The 20,219-nt window shown below is 73.2% G+C and carries 20 protein-coding genes; 12 read left to right on the forward strand and 8 right to left on the reverse strand.

Going from position 1 to position 20,219, the window contains the following annotated elements:
• The gene (locus AMIR_RS07555) at positions 1-1,173 is read left to right on the forward strand and encodes an ROK family transcriptional regulator (RefSeq protein WP_015800347.1); all 1,173 of its coding nucleotides are present in this window, start codon (positions 1-3) and stop codon (positions 1,171-1,173) included.
• Between the two features lie 539 nt (positions 1,174-1,712).
• On the opposite strand, the gene AMIR_RS07560 is transcribed toward AMIR_RS07555, so the two are convergent.
• Positions 1,713-1,892, reverse strand: a complete 180-nt coding sequence (locus AMIR_RS07560; RefSeq protein ID WP_015800348.1) for a DUF7455 domain-containing protein — start codon at positions 1,890-1,892, stop codon at positions 1,713-1,715.
• A gap of 528 nt (positions 1,893-2,420) precedes the next feature.
• Between AMIR_RS07560 and AMIR_RS07565 the strand changes: the two genes are divergently transcribed.
• On the forward strand, positions 2,421-2,978 hold the full coding sequence (locus AMIR_RS07565; RefSeq protein WP_015800349.1) for a hypothetical protein: 558 nt from the start codon (positions 2,421-2,423) through the stop codon (positions 2,976-2,978).
• Positions 2,979-3,068: 90 nt separating this feature from the next.
• On the opposite strand, the gene AMIR_RS07570 is transcribed toward AMIR_RS07565, so the two are convergent.
• Together AMIR_RS07570 and ppgK are read right to left on the reverse strand one after the other, a co-directional pair.
• Positions 3,069-4,376 carry an RNA polymerase sigma factor gene (locus AMIR_RS07570; protein WP_015800350.1) on the reverse strand — a complete coding sequence of 436 codons (1,308 nt, stop codon included), beginning with the start codon at positions 4,374-4,376 and terminating at the stop codon, positions 3,069-3,071.
• A gap of 208 nt (positions 4,377-4,584) precedes the next feature.
• Positions 4,585-5,346, reverse strand: a complete 762-nt coding sequence (ppgK, locus tag AMIR_RS07575; protein WP_015800351.1) for a polyphosphate--glucose phosphotransferase — start codon at positions 5,344-5,346, stop codon at positions 4,585-4,587.
• Positions 5,347-5,440: 94 nt separating this feature from the next.
• Between ppgK and AMIR_RS07580 the strand changes: the two genes are divergently transcribed.
• The gene (locus tag AMIR_RS07580) at positions 5,441-6,241 is read left to right on the forward strand and encodes an inositol monophosphatase family protein (RefSeq protein ID WP_015800352.1); all 801 of its coding nucleotides are present in this window, start codon (positions 5,441-5,443) and stop codon (positions 6,239-6,241) included.
• Between the two features lie 472 nt (positions 6,242-6,713).
• On the opposite strand, the gene cei is transcribed toward AMIR_RS07580, so the two are convergent.
• On the reverse strand, positions 6,714-7,421 hold the full coding sequence (cei, locus tag AMIR_RS07585) for an envelope integrity protein Cei (protein ID WP_015800353.1): 708 nt from the start codon (positions 7,419-7,421) through the stop codon (positions 6,714-6,716).
• Between the two features lie 418 nt (positions 7,422-7,839).
• Here cei and AMIR_RS07590 point away from each other — a divergent pair, with 418 nt between their 5' ends.
• Positions 7,840-8,139, forward strand: a complete 300-nt coding sequence (locus AMIR_RS07590) for a DUF4193 domain-containing protein (RefSeq protein ID WP_015800354.1) — start codon at positions 7,840-7,842, stop codon at positions 8,137-8,139.
• A 592-nt stretch (positions 8,140-8,731) separates the two neighbouring features.
• On the opposite strand, the gene AMIR_RS07595 is transcribed toward AMIR_RS07590, so the two are convergent.
• Positions 8,732-9,271 (reverse strand): DUF3093 domain-containing protein, encoded by a 540-nt coding sequence (locus AMIR_RS07595; RefSeq protein ID WP_240438850.1) that lies wholly within the window; start codon positions 9,269-9,271, stop codon positions 8,732-8,734.
• A gap of 24 nt (positions 9,272-9,295) precedes the next feature.
• Between AMIR_RS07595 and dut the strand changes: the two genes are divergently transcribed.
• A complete protein-coding gene (dut, locus tag AMIR_RS07600) occupies positions 9,296-9,763 on the forward strand; it encodes a dUTP diphosphatase (RefSeq protein ID WP_015800356.1) in 468 nt (155 codons plus the stop codon).
• A 4-nt stretch (positions 9,764-9,767) separates the two neighbouring features.
• A complete protein-coding gene (locus AMIR_RS07605) occupies positions 9,768-10,391 on the forward strand; it encodes a DUF3710 domain-containing protein (protein WP_015800357.1) in 624 nt (207 codons plus the stop codon).
• A 53-nt stretch (positions 10,392-10,444) separates the two neighbouring features.
• On the opposite strand, the gene AMIR_RS07610 is transcribed toward AMIR_RS07605, so the two are convergent.
• A complete protein-coding gene (locus AMIR_RS07610; protein ID WP_015800358.1) occupies positions 10,445-11,215 on the reverse strand; it encodes an alpha/beta fold hydrolase in 771 nt (256 codons plus the stop codon).
• Between the two features lie 112 nt (positions 11,216-11,327).
• Here AMIR_RS07610 and AMIR_RS07615 point away from each other — a divergent pair, with 112 nt between their 5' ends.
• Together AMIR_RS07615 and AMIR_RS07620 are read left to right on the forward strand one after the other, a co-directional pair.
• Positions 11,328-11,705, forward strand: a complete 378-nt coding sequence (locus AMIR_RS07615) for an OB-fold nucleic acid binding domain-containing protein (protein ID WP_015800359.1) — start codon at positions 11,328-11,330, stop codon at positions 11,703-11,705.
• Positions 11,702-12,520 (forward strand): DUF3159 domain-containing protein, encoded by an 819-nt coding sequence (locus AMIR_RS07620; RefSeq protein WP_015800360.1) that lies wholly within the window; start codon positions 11,702-11,704, stop codon positions 12,518-12,520. Before AMIR_RS07615 ends, AMIR_RS07620 begins: the two co-directional genes overlap by 4 nt.
• A 96-nt stretch (positions 12,521-12,616) precedes the next feature.
• Here the strand turns inward: AMIR_RS07620 and AMIR_RS07625 are convergent, their stop codons facing one another.
• A complete protein-coding gene (locus tag AMIR_RS07625; protein ID WP_015800361.1) occupies positions 12,617-13,273 on the reverse strand; it encodes a potassium channel family protein in 657 nt (218 codons plus the stop codon).
• The gene (locus AMIR_RS07630; protein WP_015800362.1) at positions 13,273-13,935 is read right to left on the reverse strand and encodes a potassium channel family protein; all 663 of its coding nucleotides are present in this window, start codon (positions 13,933-13,935) and stop codon (positions 13,273-13,275) included. The genes AMIR_RS07625 and AMIR_RS07630 overlap by 1 nt, the downstream gene beginning before the upstream one ends.
• Before the next feature lie 83 nt (positions 13,936-14,018).
• Here AMIR_RS07630 and AMIR_RS07635 point away from each other — a divergent pair, with 83 nt between their 5' ends.
• The 4 genes from AMIR_RS07635 to AMIR_RS07650 all read left to right on the forward strand — a co-directional run bounded on the left by AMIR_RS07635 (position 14,019) and on the right by AMIR_RS07650 (position 20,186).
• On the forward strand, positions 14,019-16,043 hold the full coding sequence (locus tag AMIR_RS07635) for an APC family permease (RefSeq protein WP_015800363.1): 2,025 nt from the start codon (positions 14,019-14,021) through the stop codon (positions 16,041-16,043).
• Entirely contained in the window at positions 16,040-17,275 is a 1,236-nt protein-coding gene (locus tag AMIR_RS07640) for a class I SAM-dependent RNA methyltransferase (protein ID WP_015800364.1), read from the forward strand. The genes AMIR_RS07635 and AMIR_RS07640 overlap by 4 nt, the downstream gene beginning before the upstream one ends.
• 88 nt (positions 17,276-17,363) lie before the next feature.
• Entirely contained in the window at positions 17,364-19,265 is a 1,902-nt protein-coding gene (gene dxs / locus AMIR_RS07645; protein ID WP_015800365.1) for a 1-deoxy-D-xylulose-5-phosphate synthase, read from the forward strand.
• Positions 19,266-19,481: 216 nt separating this feature from the next.
• Complete coding sequence (locus tag AMIR_RS07650) at positions 19,482-20,186, forward strand: slipin family protein (RefSeq protein ID WP_015800366.1); 705 nt, start codon at positions 19,482-19,484, stop codon at positions 20,184-20,186.
• Positions 20,187-20,219 lie beyond the last annotated feature (33 nt).

A 20,219-nucleotide genomic window follows, 5' to 3' on the forward strand; every position in this document is an offset into this window, starting at 1 on the left:
GTGACCACCCCCACCGCGGGTGCCCGGCCGGACGAGGTCCGCAGGCACAACCGCACCGCGCTGCTGCGCAGGCTGCACGTCGACGGACCGTCCACCAGGGCCGAGCTGGCGGCTGAGCTGGGGCTCAACCGCAGCACGATCAAGGCGCTGGTGGACGGCCTCGCCGAGTCCGGTGTGGTCGCCGAGCGGGTCCCGGCGCAGCGCTCCGGGGCCGGGCGGCCGTCGCTGCTGGTGCTGCCGCAGCCCACCGCCGCCGTCGTGCTCGCGGTGGACGTGCGCGTCGAGCAGGTCGCGATGGGCGTCATCGGCCTCGGCGGCGACATCCTGGGCCGCGACTCGTGGAACCTGCACCACCGCTCCCGCCAGCCCGCCGAGGTCATCACGCACGTCGCCGACTCGGCGAAGCTGCTGGCCGACGAGCTGGACGTGGTCCCGGTCGCGGTCGGCGTCTCGGTGCCGGGCGTGGTGCGGCGCTCGGACGGGCTCGTGCACGAGGCGCCCAACCTGCACTGGACCGAGGTGGAGCTGGGCAAGCGCCTGGAGGCGGTGCTGAAGGCGCCCGTCCAGGTCGGCAACGACGCCGAGCTGGGCGCGCTGGCCGAGCACCTGCGGGGCGCGGCGCGCGGGGCGTCGGACGTCGTCTACATCTCCGCCGACGTGGGCGTCGGCGGCGGGGTGATCTCGTCGGGGCACCCGCTGCGCGGCGCGGGCGGGTACGTCGGCGAGCTGGGGCACATGCTGGTCCGGCCCGACGGGCGCACCTGCTACTGCGGGTGCCGGGGCTGCTGGGAGACCGAGGTCGGCGAGTCGGCGCTGTGCCGCGCGCTGGCCCTGCCCGAGGACGCGCCGCGCGGGGCGGTGGTCGCCGAGCTGCGCTCGCTGGCGGCCGACCCGTCCTCCGTGGAGCACCGGCTGGGCGAGTTCACCGAGTGGCTCGCGCTCGGGCTGGTCACGGTGGTCAACATGTTCGGGCCGGAGCTGGTGGTGCTGGGCGACCTGCTCGCCGTGCTGCCGGACGCGGTCGTGGACCGGGTGCGGGCGGTGGTGCGCGAGCGCAGCCTGGTCAGCCGGGCCATCGGCGGCACCAGGATCACCAGCTCACCGCTGGGGCGCGACGCGAAGCTGATCGGCGCTGCGGAACTGGCGTTCGAGCCGGTGCTCGGCCTGGTCTGACCGCGGTCCGCGCGCGGGTCCTGTTCGGACTTCCCGGCGCCGGCCGCGCGGTGTCGGATCTCCCGCGCCGGATCTCCCGCGCTGGACTTCGCCGTGCTGGATCTCCCCGCACCGGACTTCGCGGTGTCGGATTCCCCGGTGCCGCAAACGCTTCCGGTCTCCGCGCACCACGATCCGCCGGTGCCGCAAACGGTGCCGTCCCCCGAGCGCCGCGTTCCGCTGACGCCCCAAGGGCTTCCGGTCCACGCGCTCGGGCGAGTCGCCCGCTCCGCGCGTCCACCGGCGACGCGGCCACGTCCGGCCGCGCCCCTCGCCGTCCCCGCGTCGGTTTCCCGCGCCGTGGCGGCGAATCCGCGTTCGGGACCTCTTCCCGCTTGTCTCCCGCTCCGGGCCCCTGCACCGTCCGAATGGGCCCTGCGACCGGAGGACGGCGGTCCCCCGGATGCAGGGGAGCGGGGCCCAGCGCGGCTTTCCCACCGCGTCGAACCCCGCCCCGGACGGCTTGGGTGTTCGGGCCGCCTGCTCGGCGGCCCACCGGATCAGCCCTGCTGCAGCTCGGCAGCGAGCTCGCGCAGCTTCGTGCTGTGCTCGCGGGCGTGGTGCCCGCAGAACAGCAGCTCGCCCCCGGAGGGGAGCACGGCGCGAACCTGGGCAGCGGCCCCGCAGCGGTCGCAGCGGTCGGCAGCGGTCAACGCGGGGCGGGTGAGCGTAGTAGTCATGGAAATCTCCCTCCGTCCCGGCACCGGGGATCGGTGCCTCACACCTAGCTGCGACCAACTCGCACCTGGCTGGCGCGCGGTGTTCGCTTGCTTCCACTCTTGCAGACGCACGGGCGTAAGTCAGTGTTCCCTGGGCCGTGGCGACCCGCGTCACTCCCACTCTTACCCGCGCCATCCGGTGTTCGAACCCGCGTCGCCACCGGTTCGGCACCCCTGCGATCACTTTCCGCTATCAGGCCACCACGCCTGGACCAGCCGCAACGGGGCCGGGAGGCCCAGCACTGCTCCGGAAGGAGGTTTCTGCGGAGCTGACCGTGTGATGGGTCGCACACACGTCCGCCGAGAGCGAACATGCCCCGCAGAGCCCACGATCCGGGCGGAACGCGTCCCCCGCACTAACGGCGACTTCCTGCGGAACAGCGCCGAAAGGCGGTGTGACGTGCGTCTCGTTCGCGGTGTGGGACTGGTCGCCGGTCACTGCGGGAAACCGGGTGACGACTGCGGGAAACCCCGCACGGAAGGGGAGACATGCGCCCAGCGCACCTGATCGCGCCCGTCGTGGCCGCCATCGTCCTGTCGGCCTGCGGAACCGGGGGGAGCCCCGAGGCCCCGGACTTACCGGACGGTCCCAGCAGCGCGGCCTCCCCGGTGGACGGCACCGGGCCGCGCGGGACGAGCACGCCGCCGGACGACGCCTGCGCCCCGGAGCAGCTCACCGTCACCACCGCCGAACGACCGGCTCCGGTCGCCGACGAGACCCTGTTCGTCCTCCGGTTCACCCCCGGCGAGGGCGTCACCTGCGCCCTGCGGGGCGCGCCGGAGGACCTGGAGTTCCTCGACGCGAACGGCAACGCCCTGCCCGTCGAGGTCACCCCGGCCCCGAACGGCGCCCCCGAGCGGGTCGTGCTGACCGGCGGGGTCCCGAAGGTGGTCTACCTGTCGGCCCCGAAGCGGGAGGACGGCCAGCCCGCCGCCAAGGTCGGCTTCACCCTGCCCGGCGGCCTCGGCGGCTTCGCCACGCACGACTGGCCCGCCCCCGTCACCGGCCCGGTGACCGTCGCCCCGATCGGCGACGAGGTCGGCTGACCGCTCCCGTGAACGCCGGAGGGCCCGCACCCCGGTGGGTGCGGGCCCTCCCGCAGCGTGGCCGGGTGAACCGCCCGGCGCCGCCCCTGCCTAGTCCAGGTAGTCGCGCAGCACCTGCGAGCGCGACGGGTGGCGCAGCTTGGACATCGTCTTCGACTCGATCTGCCGGATCCGCTCGCGGGTGACCCCGTAGACCTGGCCGATCTCGTCCAGCGTGCGCGGCTGGCCGTCGGTCAGGCCGAAGCGGAGCCGGACCACGCCCGCCTCGCGCTCGGACAGCGTCGCCAGCACCGACTGCAGCTGGTCCTGGAGCAGCGTGAACGACACCGCGTCCACGGCCACCACGGCCTCGGAGTCCTCGATGAAGTCACCGAGCTGGCTGTCGCCCTCGTCGCCGATCGTCTGGTCCAGCGAGATGGGCTCACGCGCGTACTGCTGGATCTCCAGCACCTTCTCGGGCGTGATGTCCATTTCCTTCGCCAGCTCCTCCGGCGTGGGCTCGCGGCCCAGGTCCTGGAGCAGCTCGCGCTGGATGCGGCCGAGCTTGTTGATGACCTCGACCATGTGCACCGGGATGCGGATGGTGCGGGCCTGGTCGGCCATCGCGCGGGTGATCGCCTGGCGGATCCACCACGTGGCGTACGTGGAGAACTTGTAGCCCTTGGTGTAGTCGAACTTCTCGACCGCGCGGATCAGACCCAGGTTGCCCTCCTGGATCAGGTCCAGGAACGCCATGCCGCGACCGGTGTAGCGCTTGGCCAGCGACACCACCAGGCGGAGGTTGGCCTCCAGCAGGTGGTTCTTGGCGCGCTCGCCGTCGCGGACGATCCAGCGCAGGTCGCGCCGCATCTGCGGGGTGAGCTTCTCGCTCTCGTCCTCGGCCCGGCGCAGCCGCTCGGCGGCGTAGAGGCCGGCCTCGATGCGCTTGGCGAGCTCGACCTCCTCCTCCGCGTTGAGGAGCGCGACCTTGCCGATCTGCTTGAGGTAGGCGCGGACCGAGTCGGCCGAGGCGGTGAGCTCGGCGTCCTTGCGGGCCTGCCGCAGCGCCTCCGACTCCTCCTCGTCCCAGACGAAGTCGCCCTCGCCGGGCTTGGCGTTCTCCTCCTCGGCGGGCTCCTCCTCGACGGGCTCGTCGATCAGCTCGACCTCGTCGACGAGGTCCTCGTCGCCGGGGGCGCCCTCGATCTCCTCGGGCTCGTCGCCCTCGCCGGCCTTCTTCGCCTTGGGGGAACCCGCGGCGGCCTTGGCGGCAGTCTTGCGCGGCGCGCGTGCTGTCGTCTTGCCCGCCGCGGCGGTCTTCGCTGCCGGCTTCCTCACCGGAGCCTTCCTCGCCGAGGTGGCCTTGGGCGTCTCCTCGGCATCAGCCTTCGCTGCCTGAGTCGTCTTCGCGGCTGCCACGTACGCCCTTTCACGACTGTCGATCAAGGCAGGCCGAGGCGCGCGATCCTCGGCCGCCGGAGTATGGGGGAGCGCCCGCCGGTCTGAGGCCGGGAGGGGCACCGCTCCATTGTAACGACGGAAAGCGCGTGCCGTTGCGCACCGGCCTGGACGAAGCCGCTCGGGCACGCGATCCCGAGGTGCGGAACTCGATGAGAACCGCAGGTGATCAGTGCTGGAAGCCCCTGGTGGCGGCCACCGCCGCCCCGACGATGCCCGCGTCGTTCTTCAGCGCGGCGGCCACGACCGGGGTGCGGACCTCCAGCAGGGGGAGCCACTTCTCCGCCTTCTTGCTCACCCCGCCGCCCGCGATGACCAGGTCGGGCCAGATCAGGTTCTCCAGCACGGTGACGTACCGGGAGACCCTGGGCGCCCACTCGGCCCAGGACAGCCCCTTGTCCTCCTTCACCGAGGCCGCGGCGCGCTTCTCCGCGTCGTGCCCGTCCACCTCCAGGTGGCCGAACTCGGTGTTGGGGACGAGCTTGCCGTCCAGGAACACGGCGCTGCCGATGCCGGTGCCGAAGGTCAGCAGCACGACCAGGCCGTCCTTGCCCACCCCCGCGCCGAACTCCATCTCGGCGACGCCCGCCGCGTCCGCGTCGTTGAGCACCACCACCTGGTCGGCGGCCCGACCGAGCCTGCGCGCGAACAGCGCCTGCGCGTCGGTGTCGATCCAGCCCTTGTCGACGTTGGCCGCGGACAGCGCGACACCGCGCTTGACCACGCACGGGAGGGTGATGCCGACCGGGCCGTCCCAGCCGAACTTCTCCACGATCTCCGCGACCACGTCGGCTACCGCGTCCGGCGTGGACGGCTGCGGCGTGGCGATGCGCAGCCGCTCACCGTCCAGCGCGCCCATCTCCAGGTCCACCAGACCGCCCTTGATGCCCGAGCCGCCGATGTCCACGCCGAACCCGCGGGTCATGACCATCCCCGTGGCCTTCCTACTCGATTCAGATGCCGTGGCCGAAGACACTAGCCTGACCACGTTCGGTAGTCCCGTTGGAGTGACGCAGGAGGAGCACGTGCCTTTCGATCACCGGGCCCTGGTCGACGTCGCGGTGCGGGTGGCCACCGAGGCGGGTGAGCTCGTTCGCACCAGTCGGGACCAGGCGGTGTCCCTGGTGGACACCAAGTCCACCATCACGGATGTGGTCACCGAGGCCGACCGCGCGTCCGAGCGATTGGTCCGCGCCCGTCTGGGTGAACTTCGTCCGGGTGAGCCGGTGATCGGCGAGGAGGAGGGCGGCGAGGCGGCGCTCGACGGGCTCACGTGGGTCGTGGACCCGATCGACGGCACCGTCAACTACCTCTACGGCATCCCCCACTACGCGGTGTCGGTCGCGGCGCAGGAGAACGGCGAGTCGGTCGCGGCGGCGGTGGTCGAGCCCGCGTCCGGTCGGGTCTGGACGGCCTCGCGCGGCGGCGGCGCGTTCCTGGACGGCGTCCCGCTGCGGGTCTCCGCGCCGGAAGGGCTGGACGTCACCCTGCTGGGGTACGGGTTCGCGTACCGCGCGGAGCGCAGGAGGCGGCAGGCGCAGACCTGGGCGGCGCTGTCCGAGGTGCTGCGCGACATCCGCCGGGCGGGCGCGGCGTCGCTGGACCTGTGCGCGGTGGCGGCGGGCAGGCTGGACGCGTACGCCGAGCACTCGCTCGGCCGGTGGGACTGGGCGGGCGGCGCGCTGCTGGCCCGCGAGGCGGGCGCGGTGGTGCTGCTGCCGGGGGAGGCGCCGGAGCTGGGCGCGGACGCGACCTTCGCGGCGGCCCCGTCGATCGCGGACGCCCTGCGGACGGCGCTGGTCGACGCGGGGTTCGGGAAGGTCTGACGGGCCAGGTCTGACGGGCCAGGTCTGACGGGCGGCGGTCTGACACTGGGCGGGCTTGTGGCGGGCTGACGCCGGGCGATGACGCCGGGCGGTGACGCCGGGCGGGCCTGCGGCTGGCGGGTGCGCGGTCGAGCGGGTTCAGCGGTCCGGTGGTCGGCCGGGTGCGCGGTCGGGTGGTCCGGCGGACGCGGTCCGCACTCCTGCGGGCCTCCAGCTGGCCCCACCGGGCCTCGCGGCGCATCGGCGACCTCCCGTGGCCGCGCGGGCGTTAAACGGCCCTGGCGCGTTCTGGGACCTTGGCGTCCCGCGTGCCCCGGCTCACCGGAGGCGCTCCCGCCCTGCGAGCACCCGGCCCCGCCGTGAGCGTCCCCGCCCCACGCGCGCCCGGTCGGCCCCACCCCCGAAAACGACTGCGCCGCCCACCGGAGCCGGTGGGCGGCGCAGTCGTTGCTCGCTCGGATCGCTCCGGGTGCTAGCAGTGCACTTCGCGCGCTGCCGCCAGGTGGTCAGCGTCCAACTGCGGCGAGGAGGGCTCGGCGGCCTGGCCGCCCTGCTGCTCCGGCTGCTGCTCGGCCCAGGCCGCCAGCTGGTCCAGCACCTTCCGCGCCTCGTTGTTCGGCTTCACCTCGGTGAACTTCTTGCCCACCGCGATGTCCACCGTGGCGTCCTGCCGGTCGTCGCGGACCAGCTCCATGCACGGTTCCATGACGCTCAGCGTCCGTGCCGCCTCCGCGCCCGGCGCCCCGAACCGGATCTGTCCCCGGCAGGCCATGTCCTGCGCGGGGTAGACCGGGTCGTTGCCGGGCTCGGCGGCCTGCTGGGCGCCCATCTCCGTGAGGGAGGTGGCCACGAACTTCGCCTGGTTGCGCTGCGTGCTCGCGTTGAACGCCCGGAAGTGGATCTCGCCCACCGCGGCCAGGTCCGTCCGGTCGAGCGCGTCGTGCCCCAGGGCCGTCCCCAGCACCTGCTCCTGGCCGGGGGCCACCCCGCCCGGAGCGTTGCACTTGATGGCCGCGTCCATGTCCTCGGCCTCGCCGAGGACCTTCACCCACACGACTACCGAAGACACCACGAGCACCAGGAGCAGGAACAGCGCAGGCACCGGCCTCCGCTTCCGGTAGCGCGCTGACCCGCCGCTCACCGATCCGCTCGCGGGTTCCACGTCCGCCGACCTCCCCATTGGCGCAAGTACTCCTCCTGATCAGGCTATGCCCAGCTACGGCTTCCCGCGTTCCGGGAATACCGTGACGACGAGCAATCACCCTGTGGCGGGCAGTGGTCGCCCAGTCGAGTGACGCCACCCGTCCGCACCGGGATCGGTGGCACTCGCGGACCAGCCTATCGGGCCTGGAAGAGAAGGGACCGTCACCCTTCTGCTCAATTAGGGGGAACCCGGTGCACGCGAGCCTGATCAGTGAGCTACCCTCTGCGCGCTCCGCGCATCGCCGGACACCCGTCTGACCGACGTGTGGAGGGGGCTTGTCGCCCGGTGTGCGGGCGTAGAGACCTCCGTCACCCGTGGCGGGGGCACAAACAGGAGCGCTGGTGCGTTAACCAGCGCGCGACACAGTCTCCGTTGACCGCAGGGGTGAAAGAAGATGGCGACCGACTACGACGCTCCGCGTCGCAGCGAGGCGGACGAACTCGCTGAGGACTCCCTCGAGGAGCTGAAGGCGCGGCGCAATGAAACGCAGTCCGGGGTCGTCGACATCGATGAGGACGCGACGGCCGAGAACTTCGAGCTGCCCGGCGCCGACCTGTCCGGCGAGGAGCTCACGTTCAAGATCCTTCCGAAGCAGGCTGACGAGTTCACCTGCTCGAAGTGCTTCCTCGTGCACCACCGCAGCAGGCTGGCCGAGGAGGAGAACGGCCAGTACATCTGCCGGGACTGCGCCTGAGCGACCAGGCGCAGGCCCCCTCACCGGGACGACCCCACCGCAACGCCGCTTCGGAACCATCCGGGGCGGCGTTCGGCGTTCCGGGGCGTGTTCCGACGTCGGTTCCGCCGAACGGCCGCGAGCCGTTCTCCCGACGTGACGGGGCGACTTCTTCGCCGGACCGCCTGAGTTCTCCGGCGCGGACGCGGGTGGTGTTGTCACCCGACGGGGCCAGCCGGGTGCGGGAATCGACGGCTAATCAGCCCGTCCGCACAACCCGTTCACCGGAACGGGTGTAAACGGAATCATTCGGGGTAACCGGTGCAGTTGCCCGCGACTCGCCGCGCACGACCGCCCGCCGGTTCGGGAACGCCACTTTCCGCACCAATGCGGACAACTCCGGTTCGGCCCGCCGATCGTTAGTGGATCGAAACCAAGCCGTCCGACGGGTCCGAGCGGCGATCGACAACCGCCGAACCCGTCCGAAATTCCACCATTCGGGATTTCCGCCGCGCCGGACCGCGCATTCCGACGCGCCCGATCGGCCGTCCCGGTCGAGTGCCCCGGTCGAGTGCCCCGGTCGAGCGTCCTTGTCGACTGCCCTGGCCGACCGCTACGCGTCGGCGTCGCCTTCGGCCGCCGCACCCGTGGCCGCCGCGCTCGGGGCCTTCGCGCTCGGGGCCTTCGCCGCCTCCGCGCGCAGCGCCTCGACGAGCTTCTCCGGCGAGCGCGTGCTGAACAGCCAGTACGGGGTCGGGTCCTCCGGGTCGACCAACCGCACCCGCACCATCGTCGGCACCCAGCCCCGGTGCAGCACGAACGCCATCGGGTCCAGCTCCGGCCCCATCGCCTTGCGCTTGCCCTTGGCGTCGATCACCTCGACCTCGCCGAGCAGCCCCACCGGCACGTGCGCGGAACCCACGGTCAGCTCCCCGCCCGACACCTCGACGCGGGTCCACCCCATCCGGACGATCAGCGCCAGCGTCAGCGGCAGCACGATCACGTAGGGCAACCAGGACCGGACGCCGGGGAAGCCCATGTGCACCTCGGCGGCGAGCAGGGACGCGGCGGCGAGCGGCAGCAGCCACCCCCACCAGGGGATGAACAGGCGCTCGCGGAAGGTGGTCGGGGCGGTCACAGCACTCTCGCTCACGCGGTCAGGGTAGTCTCGCGCGCCGTGCCCAGCGTCGAGGTCCTGTTGTCCCGGCTCGATCCCTCAGTCCCGCCCCCGTCCTACGCCCGGCCGGGTGACGCGGGCGCCGACCTGGTCACCACGTCCGACGTGGTGATCGAACCCGGCGAGCGCGCCGTGGTCGGCACCGGCGTGGCCATCGCGCTGCCCCTGGGGTACGCGGGCTTCGTGCACCCGAGGTCGGGGCTCGCCGCCAGGGTGGGGCTGAGCGTGGTGAACACGCCGGGGACGATCGACGCGGGCTACCGGGGCGAGATCAAGGTCTGCCTCGTCAACCACGACCTGCGCGAACCGGTGGTGCTGAGCCGGGGCGACCGGATCGCCCAGCTGGTGGTGCAGAAGGTGGAGCACGCGGTGTTCCGCGAAGTCGACGAGCTGCCGGAGTCCGAGCGCGGCGACGGCGGCTACGGCTCTACTGGCGGGCACTCGGTGCTCGCCCGGACTAAGGGGTGAGGCGATGTTCGGACGGCGCCGCAAGCGCGGTCGGCACTCCACGAACCGGGGTGGCGAGGACGACCTGCTGATGGAGGAGGGCGAGGAGGCCACCGGCCCGTTCGACTCCACGCAGGCGCCGGAGGACGGGATCAACCGGTTGGACCTCGGCTCGGTCCAGCTGCCCGTGCCGGACGGCGTGCAGCTGCAGGTCGAGATGGACCCGACGGGCGCGGTCCGCGCGGTGCACCTGCTGACCCCGGTGGGCCAGCTGACCGTGAGCGCCTTCGCGGCCCCGAAGACCGAGCGGCTGTGGCCGGAGGTGAGCGCCGAGCTGATCACCCAGCTCAAGGGCGACAACTTCCGGATCAACCGGCTCAACGGCGAGTGGGGCGAGGAGATCACCGCCCGCTCGCCCGAGGTGCACCTGCGGTTCGTGGGCGTGGACGGCCCGAGGTGGATGCTGCGCGGCGTCGCGGCGGCCCCCTCGGAGGAGCAGGCCGAGCAGGCGCTGATGGCGCTGCGCGACCTGCTCCGCTACACCGTGGTCGTGCGCGGCACCCAGCCGATGCCCGTGCGCACCCCGCTGCCGGTCGAGCTGCCGGAGGCGATCGCCCGGCACATCGCCGCCCAGCAGCAGGAGCAGTAGGCGCCGCGGTCGGAGCGACGCCGGGGCGAGCTGTCCGAGGGTGCTGCCAACAGTCAACCGCCAACTGTTGGCAGCGCTCCGGCCCTGCCCGCCGACTCGGCCCACGCCGCCACCGCCGCCGCGCCCAGGCTCTCCCGGTCGCGCCCGAGGTCGGCCAGGCCGATCCGCCGCACCACCGCGCCCGGCGCGGTCCGCCCCCACAGCTCCGCCACGTCCAGCGGGTGCACCGGGTCGTCGACGCACGCCGCGATCCCCACCGGCGCCCGCACCCCGGCCAGCTCCGCCGGGGTCGGCCCGTCCGAGGCCGCCGCCGCGCGCAGCACCGGGACCAGCCGGTCGCCGTGCCGGGTCCAGGCCCGCCGCAGCTCCTCGCCCAGCCAGCCGGTCACCCCGCGCAGCGCGCTCTCGACACCCGCGTCCACCGCGCCACCGGCCCCGGTCCCTCCCGCCCCGGACCTTCCCGCCTGGGCCTGTCCCGCCGCAGCCCGCCCCGCCTCCACCGCCGCCGCGCTCGCGAGCGCCGACAGCGCGGCGGGAGCGCCCTCCGGCGGCCCGGTCCAGGCGGGCAGCGCCAGCAGCAGCCCCAGGCACCGCTCCGGGTTCCGCGCCGCCCACCGCACCGCCACGTGCGCCCCCAGCGACACCCCGCCCACGACGAAACGCGCAGGTCCGGCGTCCAGCGCCGCGAGGTGCCCGGCCACCGTCGCGCTCGTCACCGCCACCAGCCGACCACCCGCCCGACCCACCGGTCCGGCGAACACCGAGCGCACGAAGACCTCGTCCGAGGCGGTTCCCGGCACCATCAGGACGGTTGTGTTGTTCACGACCCCACATCCTCCCCCGGTCGGATACCCGAACGGGTGTGCACGGTTACCCTGACGAGCAGATGGGGCCTCGGCGTCGAGGCCCCGCACCCACAGCACCCAGGAGTCGGGGATGGCTAGTTCCGGGGGCGGTTACTGGCGTCGCCTCGTACGTCGGCTCACCACCGACGTCAGCGAGCTCGACGCCGACGACCTCTCGCGAAAAGCCGCGGAGGTCGGCGCGGTCCGCGCGTGCGACTGCAAGTCCGGCGAGCAGGTGACGGTGATGGGCAGGCTGCGCAGCGTCGAGCTGTGCCCGCGCGACGCCGCCGCGACGCTGGAGGCCGAGCTGTACGACGGCACCGAGGGCGTGACGCTGGTCTGGCTCGGACGCCGCCGCATCGCGGGCATCGAGCCGGGCCGCACGATCAAGGCCAAGGGCCGCATCGCGGTCCGCGACGGCCGCAAGGTCCTCTACAACCCCTACTACGAGTTGCAGACGGCTTCATGACCCGAGCGAACAAGTCCGACCACCCCGACAACCACCCCGAGCAGCCGGAGCAGCCCGAGGCGCAGCCGACCATGCTGGAGCAGATGGGCGGGGTCGTCGGCCTTGCCTGCTCCGCGCTCCCGGTCGTCGTCTTCGTCCTGGTGAACTCCTTCGCGGGCCTGGTGCCCGCCATCTGGAGCGCCCTCGGCGCCGCGTTCGTGATCGGCGTCGTGCTGGCCAAGCGCAAGGGCTCGATCCAGCCCGCGATCTCCGCCGTGTTCGGCGTGGGCCTCGCGGCGTTCATCGCCTACCGCACCGGTTCGGCCAAGGGCTTCTTCCTCTTCGGCATCTGGCAGAGCCTGGTCTACGGCGGCGCGTTCCTGCTGTCCATCGCGCTGCGCTGGCCGCTGGCAGGCGTCGTCTGGTCCTTCCTCAACGGGCAGGGCCGCGCGTGGCGCGAGGACAAGGCGTCGGTCCGCGACTACGACATCGCCACCCTGGTGTGGGCGCTGGTGTTCCTGTCCCGCTTCGCGGTGCAGCGCTGGCTCTACGACGAGGCCTCGGTCGGCTGGCTGGCGTTCGCCCGCATCGCGATGGGCTACCCGCTGATGGCGATCGCCGTGGCCACGACGGTCTGGGCGGTCCGCCGCTCCGACAAGCGCCTGGCGGCCCTCAAGGAGGGCGCCGAGGCCGAGGAGGCGGCCGAGGAGGAGCGCCTGCGCGCCCGCTACGGCGACCCGGCGGGGCAGGCGGCGCCCGAGCCCCGGACCGAGGTCGCGGGCGACCCGGCCGACGTCGAGGCGCCGGACCGCTCCGGCACGCCCGGTCAGCGCTAGCCGCGCCGCACGGGCGTCGCAGCCGCAGAAGACCCGCCGGAAAGACCCGAGGGGCCCCGGAACCACTGGTTCCGGGGCCCCTCGCGCACGACGCCCTCAGTACCCGAGCGCCGTCCTGATCTCCCGCTCCACGTCCTGCGCCGCCACGAACAGCAGCTCGTCCCCGCCCTCCAGCGCGTCGTCCGGGGTCGGCACGATCACCCGCCCGCCGCGCAGGATCGTCACCAGCGCCGCGTCCCTGGGCAGCGCCAGGTCCCGCACCGGCGTCCCGGCCAGCGGCGTGTCCTCGGTGAGCGTGATCTCCACCAGGTTCGCCTGCCCCTGCTGGAGCGTCACCAGCCGCACCACGTCCCCGACCGTGACCGCCTCCTCCACCAGCGCGGACAGGATGCGCGGCGTCGACACCGCCACGTCCACCCCCCACGCCTTGGTGAACAGCCACTCGTTGCTGGGCACGTTGATCCGCGCCACGACCCGCCGCACCGCGAACTCGGTCTTCGCCAGCAGCGACACCACCAGGTTGACCTTGTCGTCCCCGGTGGCCGCGATGACCACGTCGCACAGCTGGAGCCCGGCGTCCTCCAGCGAGGACAGCTCGCACGCGTCGGCCTGCACCCACTCGGCCTGCTCGACGGTGTGCGGCTCGAAGTGCGCCCGGTCCCGCTCGATCAGCATCACCTGGTGCCCGTCCGCGACCAGCTCCTGCGCGATGGAGCGCCCCACCGCGCCCGCGCCTGCGATGGCGATCCTCATCAGCCCTCCTCGGGGGCCTGGGCCGCGGCCGAGGCGACGTCGGTGATGGTGCCGGACAGCGCGGCCACGTACACCACGTCGTCGGCCTGGAGCAGCGTCCTCGGTCCGGGCAGCACGCCGGTGCCGAACCGCATGACGAACGCCACCCGGCAGCCGGTCACCGCCTCGAACTCGCTGACCGGGTGGCCCACCCAGTCCTCGTGCGGGTCCAGCGGCAGCACCGCGACCGTGCCGGACGGGTCGCGCCAGGCCGTGGACGCCCCCTCCGGCAGCAGCATCCGCAGGAACCGGTCGGTGCTCCACGGCACCGTCGCCACGGTCGGGATGCCCAGCCGCTCGTACACGGCGGCCCGCCGCTCGTCGTAGATCCGGGCCACGACGGCCTCGACGCCGAACGTCTCGCGCGCGACCCGCGCGGAGATGATGTTGGAGTTGTCGCCGCTGGACACGGCGGCGAAGGCGCCCGCCCGCTCGATGCCCGCCTCCACCAGCACCGCCCGGTCGAAGCCGTTGCCGACCACCTGCTGCCCGTGGAAGTCGGGGCCGAGCCTGCGGAAGGACTGGGCGTCCTTGTCGATCACCGAGACCTGGTGGTCGAGGCGCTCCAGCGCCTTGGCCAGGGAGGAGCCGACCCGGCCGCATCCCATGATCACCACGTGCACGTTGCCTCCTGAGCGACGCCTTCCGGCAGAACCTACCCACGACTACTCCGAGCAGGGGAGGTGACCCCGTACGCTTACCCCCCGTGTCCAAGCTCGCAACCGCGGCCAAGCGCCTGCTGGTCGGCAGGCCCTTCCGCAGCGACCGGCTCGCCCACACCCTCCTGCCCAAGCGGATCGCGCTGCCGGTGTTCGCCTCGGACGCCATGTCCTCCGTCGCGTACGCGCCGGAGGAGATCTTCCTGGTGCTGTCGGTGGCGGGCCTGTCGGCCTACGCGATGGCCCCGTGGGTGGGCGTGGTCGTGGTGCTGGTGATGCTCGTCGTGGTCGCCAGCTACCGGCAGAACGTGCACGCCTACCCCTCCGGCGGCGGCGACTACGAGGTCGCCACGGTCAACCTGGGCCGCAGGGCGGGCCTCACGGTCGCCAGCGCGCTGCTGGTGGACTACATCCTCACCGTCGCGGTCTCCATCTCCTCGGCGGCGGCCAACATCGGTTCGGCCATCCCCTTCGTGGCCACGCACAAGGTCGAGTTCGCGGTCGTCGCGATCGTCCTGCTCACCGCCGTGAACCTGCGCGGCATCCGCGAGTCCGGCGGCGCCTTCGCCATCCCGACCTACGCCTTCATGGGCGGCGTGCTCCTGATGATCGGCTACGGCCTGGTGCGCGCGCTCGTCCTGGGCGACGAGATGCGCGCCGAGTCCGCCGACCTGGTCATCCGGGCCGAGCACGACGACCTCGCGGGCTTCGCGTTCGTGTTCCTGGTCCTGCGCGCCTTCTCCTCCGGCTGCGCGGCCCTCACCGGCGTCGAGGCCATCAGCAACGGCGTGCCCGCGTTCCGCAAGCCCAAGTCCCGCAACGCCGCCACCACGCTGCTGATGATGGGCGGCGTCGCGGTCGTGATGCTGATGGGCCTGATCGCCCTCGCCCAGCTCACCGGCGTGCGGATGGCCGAGCACCCGAAGGAGCAGATCGTCGGGGCCCCCGAGGGCTACGAGCAGAAGACCATGATCGCCCAGATCGCGGGCGCGGTCTTCGACGGCTTCCCCGCCGGCTTCTTCTTCATCGCCGTCGTCACCGCCCTGATCCTGGTCCTGGCCGCGAACACCGCGTTCAACGGCTTCCCCGTGCTCGGCTCGATCCTCGCCCAGGACCGCTACCTGCCGCGCCAGCTGCACACCCGCGGCGACCGGCTCGCGTTCAGCAACGGCATCGTGTTCCTCGCGGGCGCGGCGATCGTGCTCGTGGTCGCGTTCGACGCCGAGGTCACCAAGCTCATCCAGCTCTACATCGTCGGCGTGTTCGTCTCGTTCACGATGAGCCAGCTCGGCATGATCCGGCACTGGACCCGGCTGCTGGCCGACGAGGACGCCCCCGAGCGCCGCGCCCGGATGCGCCGCTCCAGGGTCATCAACGCGATCGGCCTGGCGATGACCGCGTCCGTGCTGGTCGTGGTGCTGCTGACCAAGTTCACCAAGGGCGCCTGGATCGCGATCGCCGCCATGGCCGCCATCTACGCCCTGATGACCGCCATCCGCGGGCACTACGACCGGGTCGCCGAGGAGCTGCGCCAGGAGGAGCGGCAGAAGCTGCTGCCCTCCCGCAACCACGCGATCGTGCTGGTGTCCACCCTGCACATGCCGACCCTGCGGGCGCTGGCCTACGCCAAGGCGACCCGGCCGGACGTGCTGGAGGCGGTCACCGTCAACGTGGACGACGGCGACACCCGCAAGCTGGTGCGGGCGTGGGAGAAGGAGGGCTTCAAGGTCCCGCTGAAGGTGGTCGAGTCGCCCTACCGCGAGATCACCAAGCCGGTCCTGGACTACGTCAAGCGCATCCGCACCGCGAACCCGCGCGACGTGGTCACCGTCTTCATCCCCGAGTACGTGGTCGGCCGCTGGTGGGAGTCCATCCTGCACAACCAGAGCGCGCTGCGGCTCAAGGGCAGGCTGCTCTTCGAGCCCGGCGTGATGGTCACCAGCGTGCCTTGGCAGCTCGCGTCCTCCCACAGGGTGACGCACCGGGACGACGCGCTGGCTCCCGGCCAGGTCCGCAGGGGCCTCGACCAGCGCGACCTCGAACAGCGAACGAAGAACCGGAGTGGCGAGTGAGCACCACAACCTGGCTGAAGCAGGTAGTCGAGGTCGAGGTCGGGGCGGTCGCCCACGGCGGCCACTGCGTGGCCCGGCACGAGGGTCGGGTGATCTTCGTCCGGCACGCGCTGCCCGGCGAGCTCGTCCGCGTCCTGATCACCTCCGACAACGGAGGCTCGTTCTGCCGCGGCGACGCCGTCGAGGTCCTGCGGTCCAGCCCGGACCGGGTCACCCCGCCGTGCCCGTTCTCCGGACCGGGCATGTGCGGCGGCTGCGACTGGCAGCACGCCTCCTGGGGCGCCCAGCGCGACCTCAAGGCCGCCGTCGTCGCCGAGCAGCTCCAGCGCCTCGCGGGCGTGGAGCGCGAGGTGGTGGTCGAGCCGCTGCCCGGCGGCCACCGCGACTGGCGCACCCGGCTGCGGCTCGCCGTCGGCCGCGACGGCAAGCCCGGCTTCCGGGGCCACCACAGCCACGACGTGATCCCGGTCGACCACTGCGTGATCGCCGCGCCCCACGCGCTGGACGACGTGCTCGACCGCGCCTGGCGGCCCGGCTCCGAGCTGGCCGTCACGCTCGACTCCACCGGCAAGCAGCACGTCACCGAGATCGCCCCCGCCCAGCGCAGGGGCGGCAGGCGGCCGACGCCCGGCCCGTCCAAGCTGCGCAGGGGCAGCGGCGGCGCCGTCGAGCGCGCCGCGGACCGCGACTGGCTGGTGCGCGCCGACGGCTTCTGGCAGGTCCACCCGCACGCGGCCGACACGTTCGCCCGCGTCGTCGGCGAGTGGGCCGCCTGCGAGCCCGGCGACCACGCCTGGGACCTGTACGGCGGCGCGGGCCTGTTCGCGTCCGTCCTGGCCGCCCAGGTCGGCGAGACCGGTTCCGTCGAGGTGGTCGAGTCCGCCACGAACGCCGTCCGCGACGGGCAGCGCGCCCTCGCCGACCTGCCGCAGGTGAAGTGGCACGTGGGCCGGGTGGAGGACTCCGTCACCCGCGCGCCGTTCACCGACCGGTCACCCTCCGTCGTCGTCCTCGACCCGCCCCGCAAGGGCGCGGGCGCCGCGGTCCTCGACGCCGTCGCCGCGCGCCGCCCCGCCAGGGTGGTGTACGTCGCCTGCGACCCCGCGGCCCTGGCCAGGGACGTCGCCCTGCTCGCCGGTCACGGCTACCGGTTGGCCCAGCTCAGGGCGTTCGACGCGTTCCCGATGACGCACCACGTCGAGTGCGTCGCCCTGTTCACGCGCGGTGACTGACCGGGCACGAGGCAGGGCGTCTCAACGGGTGGTCCGTAGACTGGCCGGACGAGCAAGGACCAACCCCCCAGGACACGAGGTGGAAGCGGTGTCGCTGCTGGAATCCGTCAACGGACCGGCTGACCTGAAACGGCTTGACCACGACCAACTCGCCGCGCTGGCCGACGAGGTCCGCCGATTCCTGATCGACAAGGTCTCCCGCACCGGCGGGCACCTCGGCCCCAACCTCGGGGTCGTCGAGCTGACCATCGCCATGCACCGGGTCTTCGACTCGCCGCACGACTCGGTGGTGTTCGACACCGGGCACCAGAGCTACGTGCACAAGATCCTCACCGGTCGGCGCGAGGGCTTCGACACCCTGCGCAAGAAGGGCGGCCTGTCCGGCTACCCGTCCCGCGAGGAGTCCGAGCACGACGTCGAGGGCAACAGCCACGCCTCCACCGCGCTGTCCTACGCGGACGGCCTGGCCAAGGCCTACCAGCTCACCGGCCAGCGGGACCGGCACGTCGTCGCCCTCGTCGGCGACGGCGCCCTCACCGGCGGCATGTGCTGGGAGGCGCTCAACAACATCGCCTCGGGCGCCGACCGGCCCGTGGTGATCGTCGTCAACGACAACGGCCGCTCCTACTCGCCCACCATCGGCGGCCTCGCCGACCACCTCACCTCCCTGCGCCTGCAGCCCGGCTACGAGCGGGCCCTGGAGCGCGGCAAGTCCGCGCTCCAGTCGGCCCCGATCCTGGGCAAGCCCCTCTACGCCGCCCTGCACGCCGCCAAGCGCGGCATCAAGGACGCCATCAGCCCGCAGGCCATGTTCGAGGACCTCGGCCTGAAGTACCTCGGACCGGTCGACGGCCACGACATCGCCGCCGTGGAGTCCGCGCTGCACCGCGCCAAGTCGTTCGGCGGGCCGGTCATCGTGCACACCGTCACCCGCAAGGGCAACGGCTTCGCCCCGGCCGAGAACCACGAGGCCGACCAGATGCACGCCACCGGCGTCATCGACCCGATCACCGGCGAGAACCTCAGCCCGTCCAAGCGCACCTGGACGCACGTCTTCGCGGACGAACTGGCCGCGCTCGGCGGCGAGCGCGAGGACCTCGTCGCCATCACCGCCGCGATGCGCGGCCCGACGGGGCTGGACAAGTTCGCCGCGGCCTTCCCGGACCGCTGCTTCGACGTCGGCATCGCCGAGCAGCACGCCATGACCTCGGCCGCCGGCCTGGCCATGGGCGGGATGCACCCGGTCGTCGCGATCTACGCGACGTTCCTCAACCGGGCCTTCGACCAGCTCCTGCTCGACGTGGCGCTGCACCGCCAGGGCGTCACCGTCGTGCTCGACCGCGCGGGCATCACCGGCCCGGACGGCGCGTCCCACCACGGCATGTGGGACCTGTCGATCCTCGGCGTGATCCCCGGCGTCCGGGTGGCCGCCCCGCGTGACGCGGGCACCCTCGCCGAGGAGCTGCGCGAGGCCGTCGCGGTCGACGACGCCCCCACGGTCATCCGCTACCCCAAGGCCTCCGTGGGCGCGGACCTGCCCGCCGTCGAGCGGATCGGCTCGGTGGACGTGCTCAGCCGCGACGGCGACGACGTGCTGCTCGTGGCCGTCGGCGCCTTCGGCGAGCTGGGCCTGGCCGCCGCCCGCAAGCTCGCCGACCAGGGCATCGGCGTCACCGTGGTCGACCCGCGCTGGATCTACCCGGTGCCGCCGGAGCTGGTCGCCATGGCGGCGAACCACCGACTCGTCGTCACCGTCGAGGACGGCGGACGGCACGGCGGCTTCGGCTGGACCCTGGCCGCCGCGCTGCGCGACGCCGACGTGGAGACCCCGCTGCGCGACGTGGGCGTGCCGCAGGCGTTCCACGACCACGCCGAGCGCGCCGAGGTCCTCGCCGACCTCGGGCTCACCGCGCAGGACGTGGCCCGCCGCATCACCGAGTGGGTCGTCGCCGAGCAGCCCTCGGAAAACGAGGCGACGGCCCGCAAGTAGCCGGTCTAACGTTCCCCCCCCGCCCGCCAGCGGTCGAGACGGCTCTGCCCACCTCGGTCCCGCGCGTCGGAGCGGGCAGCAGAGATGCTTCACCCATCCTGAGCCGCCGACCCCCGTGACAGGAGCAGGCGCCCGGCCGAGCGGACCCCCGAGGTCCCCGCCGGGCGCCCGCGTCGCGGGGGTCGACGCGTGGGGGAGCGGAGTCGAGGGGGAACCGTGAAGGCCGTCGTCATGCCGTGGCACCGCGCCGTGCGCTTCCGCGACGGGGAGCACGTCGGCGAGCTCGGGCCGGGCGGGCACCGCGTGAGCCGCCGCGACGAGCTGCGCCGGGCCGACACCCGCCTCCAGGTGAGCACGCCCTCAGCCCAGGAGATCCCCACCGCCGACGGCGTCCACGTCCGCGTCACGCCCGCGCTCACCTACGCCGTGGTGGACGCCTCCCGGCACGTGCTGGCCGCCGACTCGCCCACCCAGGTGCTCCACCTCGCCTGCCGGCTGCGCCTGCGCGCCGCCGTCGCCGCCCGCGCCCACGACCGGATCGACCCCGAGCGCGCCGCCATCGCCGCCGAGCTGCACGAGGGCCTGCGCCCCCTGGTGGACGAGATCGGCGTGGAGGTGCGCGAGGTGGCGATCCGCGACGTCGTCATGCCGCCCGAGCCGCGCCGCGCCGCCATCGCCGAGATCACCGCCCGCGCCGAGGGCCGCGCCGCCCTGGAGCGCGCCAGGGGCGAGAGCGCCGCGCTGCGCTCCCTGCTCAACGCGGCCCGCCTCGCCGAGGAGCACCCCGTGCTGCTCCAGCTCCGCCCGCTCCAGAACGCCCAGACGGTCGTGGTGGAGCAGAGCGGCGCGCCCCGGCGCGCCAAGCGGGCCAGGCGCGAGGCCGCCGACCAGCACGCCCAGCCGGGCGACAGCCCTCGCTAAGCGCCCTCTCAGGTGCCTGTGGCACCTTTGTCG

It is taken from the genome of Actinosynnema mirum DSM 43827 (genome assembly GCF_000023245.1).
Classification (GTDB): domain Bacteria; phylum Actinomycetota; class Actinomycetes; order Mycobacteriales; family Pseudonocardiaceae; genus Actinosynnema; species Actinosynnema mirum.

What these genes read in the sequence shown, in the direction of transcription:
- AMIR_RS07560 (WP_015800348.1), bottom strand. Translation starts at nt 1,892, where the DNA reads ATGACTACTACGCTCACCCGCCCCGCGTTGACCGCTGCCGACCGCTGC.
- AMIR_RS07565 (WP_015800349.1), top strand. Translation starts at nt 2,421, where the DNA reads ATGCGCCCAGCGCACCTGATCGCGCCCGTCGTGGCCGCCATCGTCCTG.
- ppgK (WP_015800351.1), bottom strand. Translation starts at nt 5,346, where the DNA reads ATGGTCATGACCCGCGGGTTCGGCGTGGACATCGGCGGCTCGGGCATC.
- cei (WP_015800353.1), bottom strand. Translation starts at nt 7,421, where the DNA reads ATGGGGAGGTCGGCGGACGTGGAACCCGCGAGCGGATCGGTGAGCGGC.
- AMIR_RS07590 (WP_015800354.1), top strand. Translation starts at nt 7,840, where the DNA reads ATGGCGACCGACTACGACGCTCCGCGTCGCAGCGAGGCGGACGAACTC.
- AMIR_RS07605 (WP_015800357.1), top strand. Translation starts at nt 9,768, where the DNA reads ATGTTCGGACGGCGCCGCAAGCGCGGTCGGCACTCCACGAACCGGGGT.
- AMIR_RS07615 (WP_015800359.1), top strand. Translation starts at nt 11,328, where the DNA reads ATGGCTAGTTCCGGGGGCGGTTACTGGCGTCGCCTCGTACGTCGGCTC.
- AMIR_RS07620 (WP_015800360.1), top strand. Translation starts at nt 11,702, where the DNA reads ATGACCCGAGCGAACAAGTCCGACCACCCCGACAACCACCCCGAGCAG.
- AMIR_RS07625 (WP_015800361.1), bottom strand. Translation starts at nt 13,273, where the DNA reads ATGAGGATCGCCATCGCAGGCGCGGGCGCGGTGGGGCGCTCCATCGCG.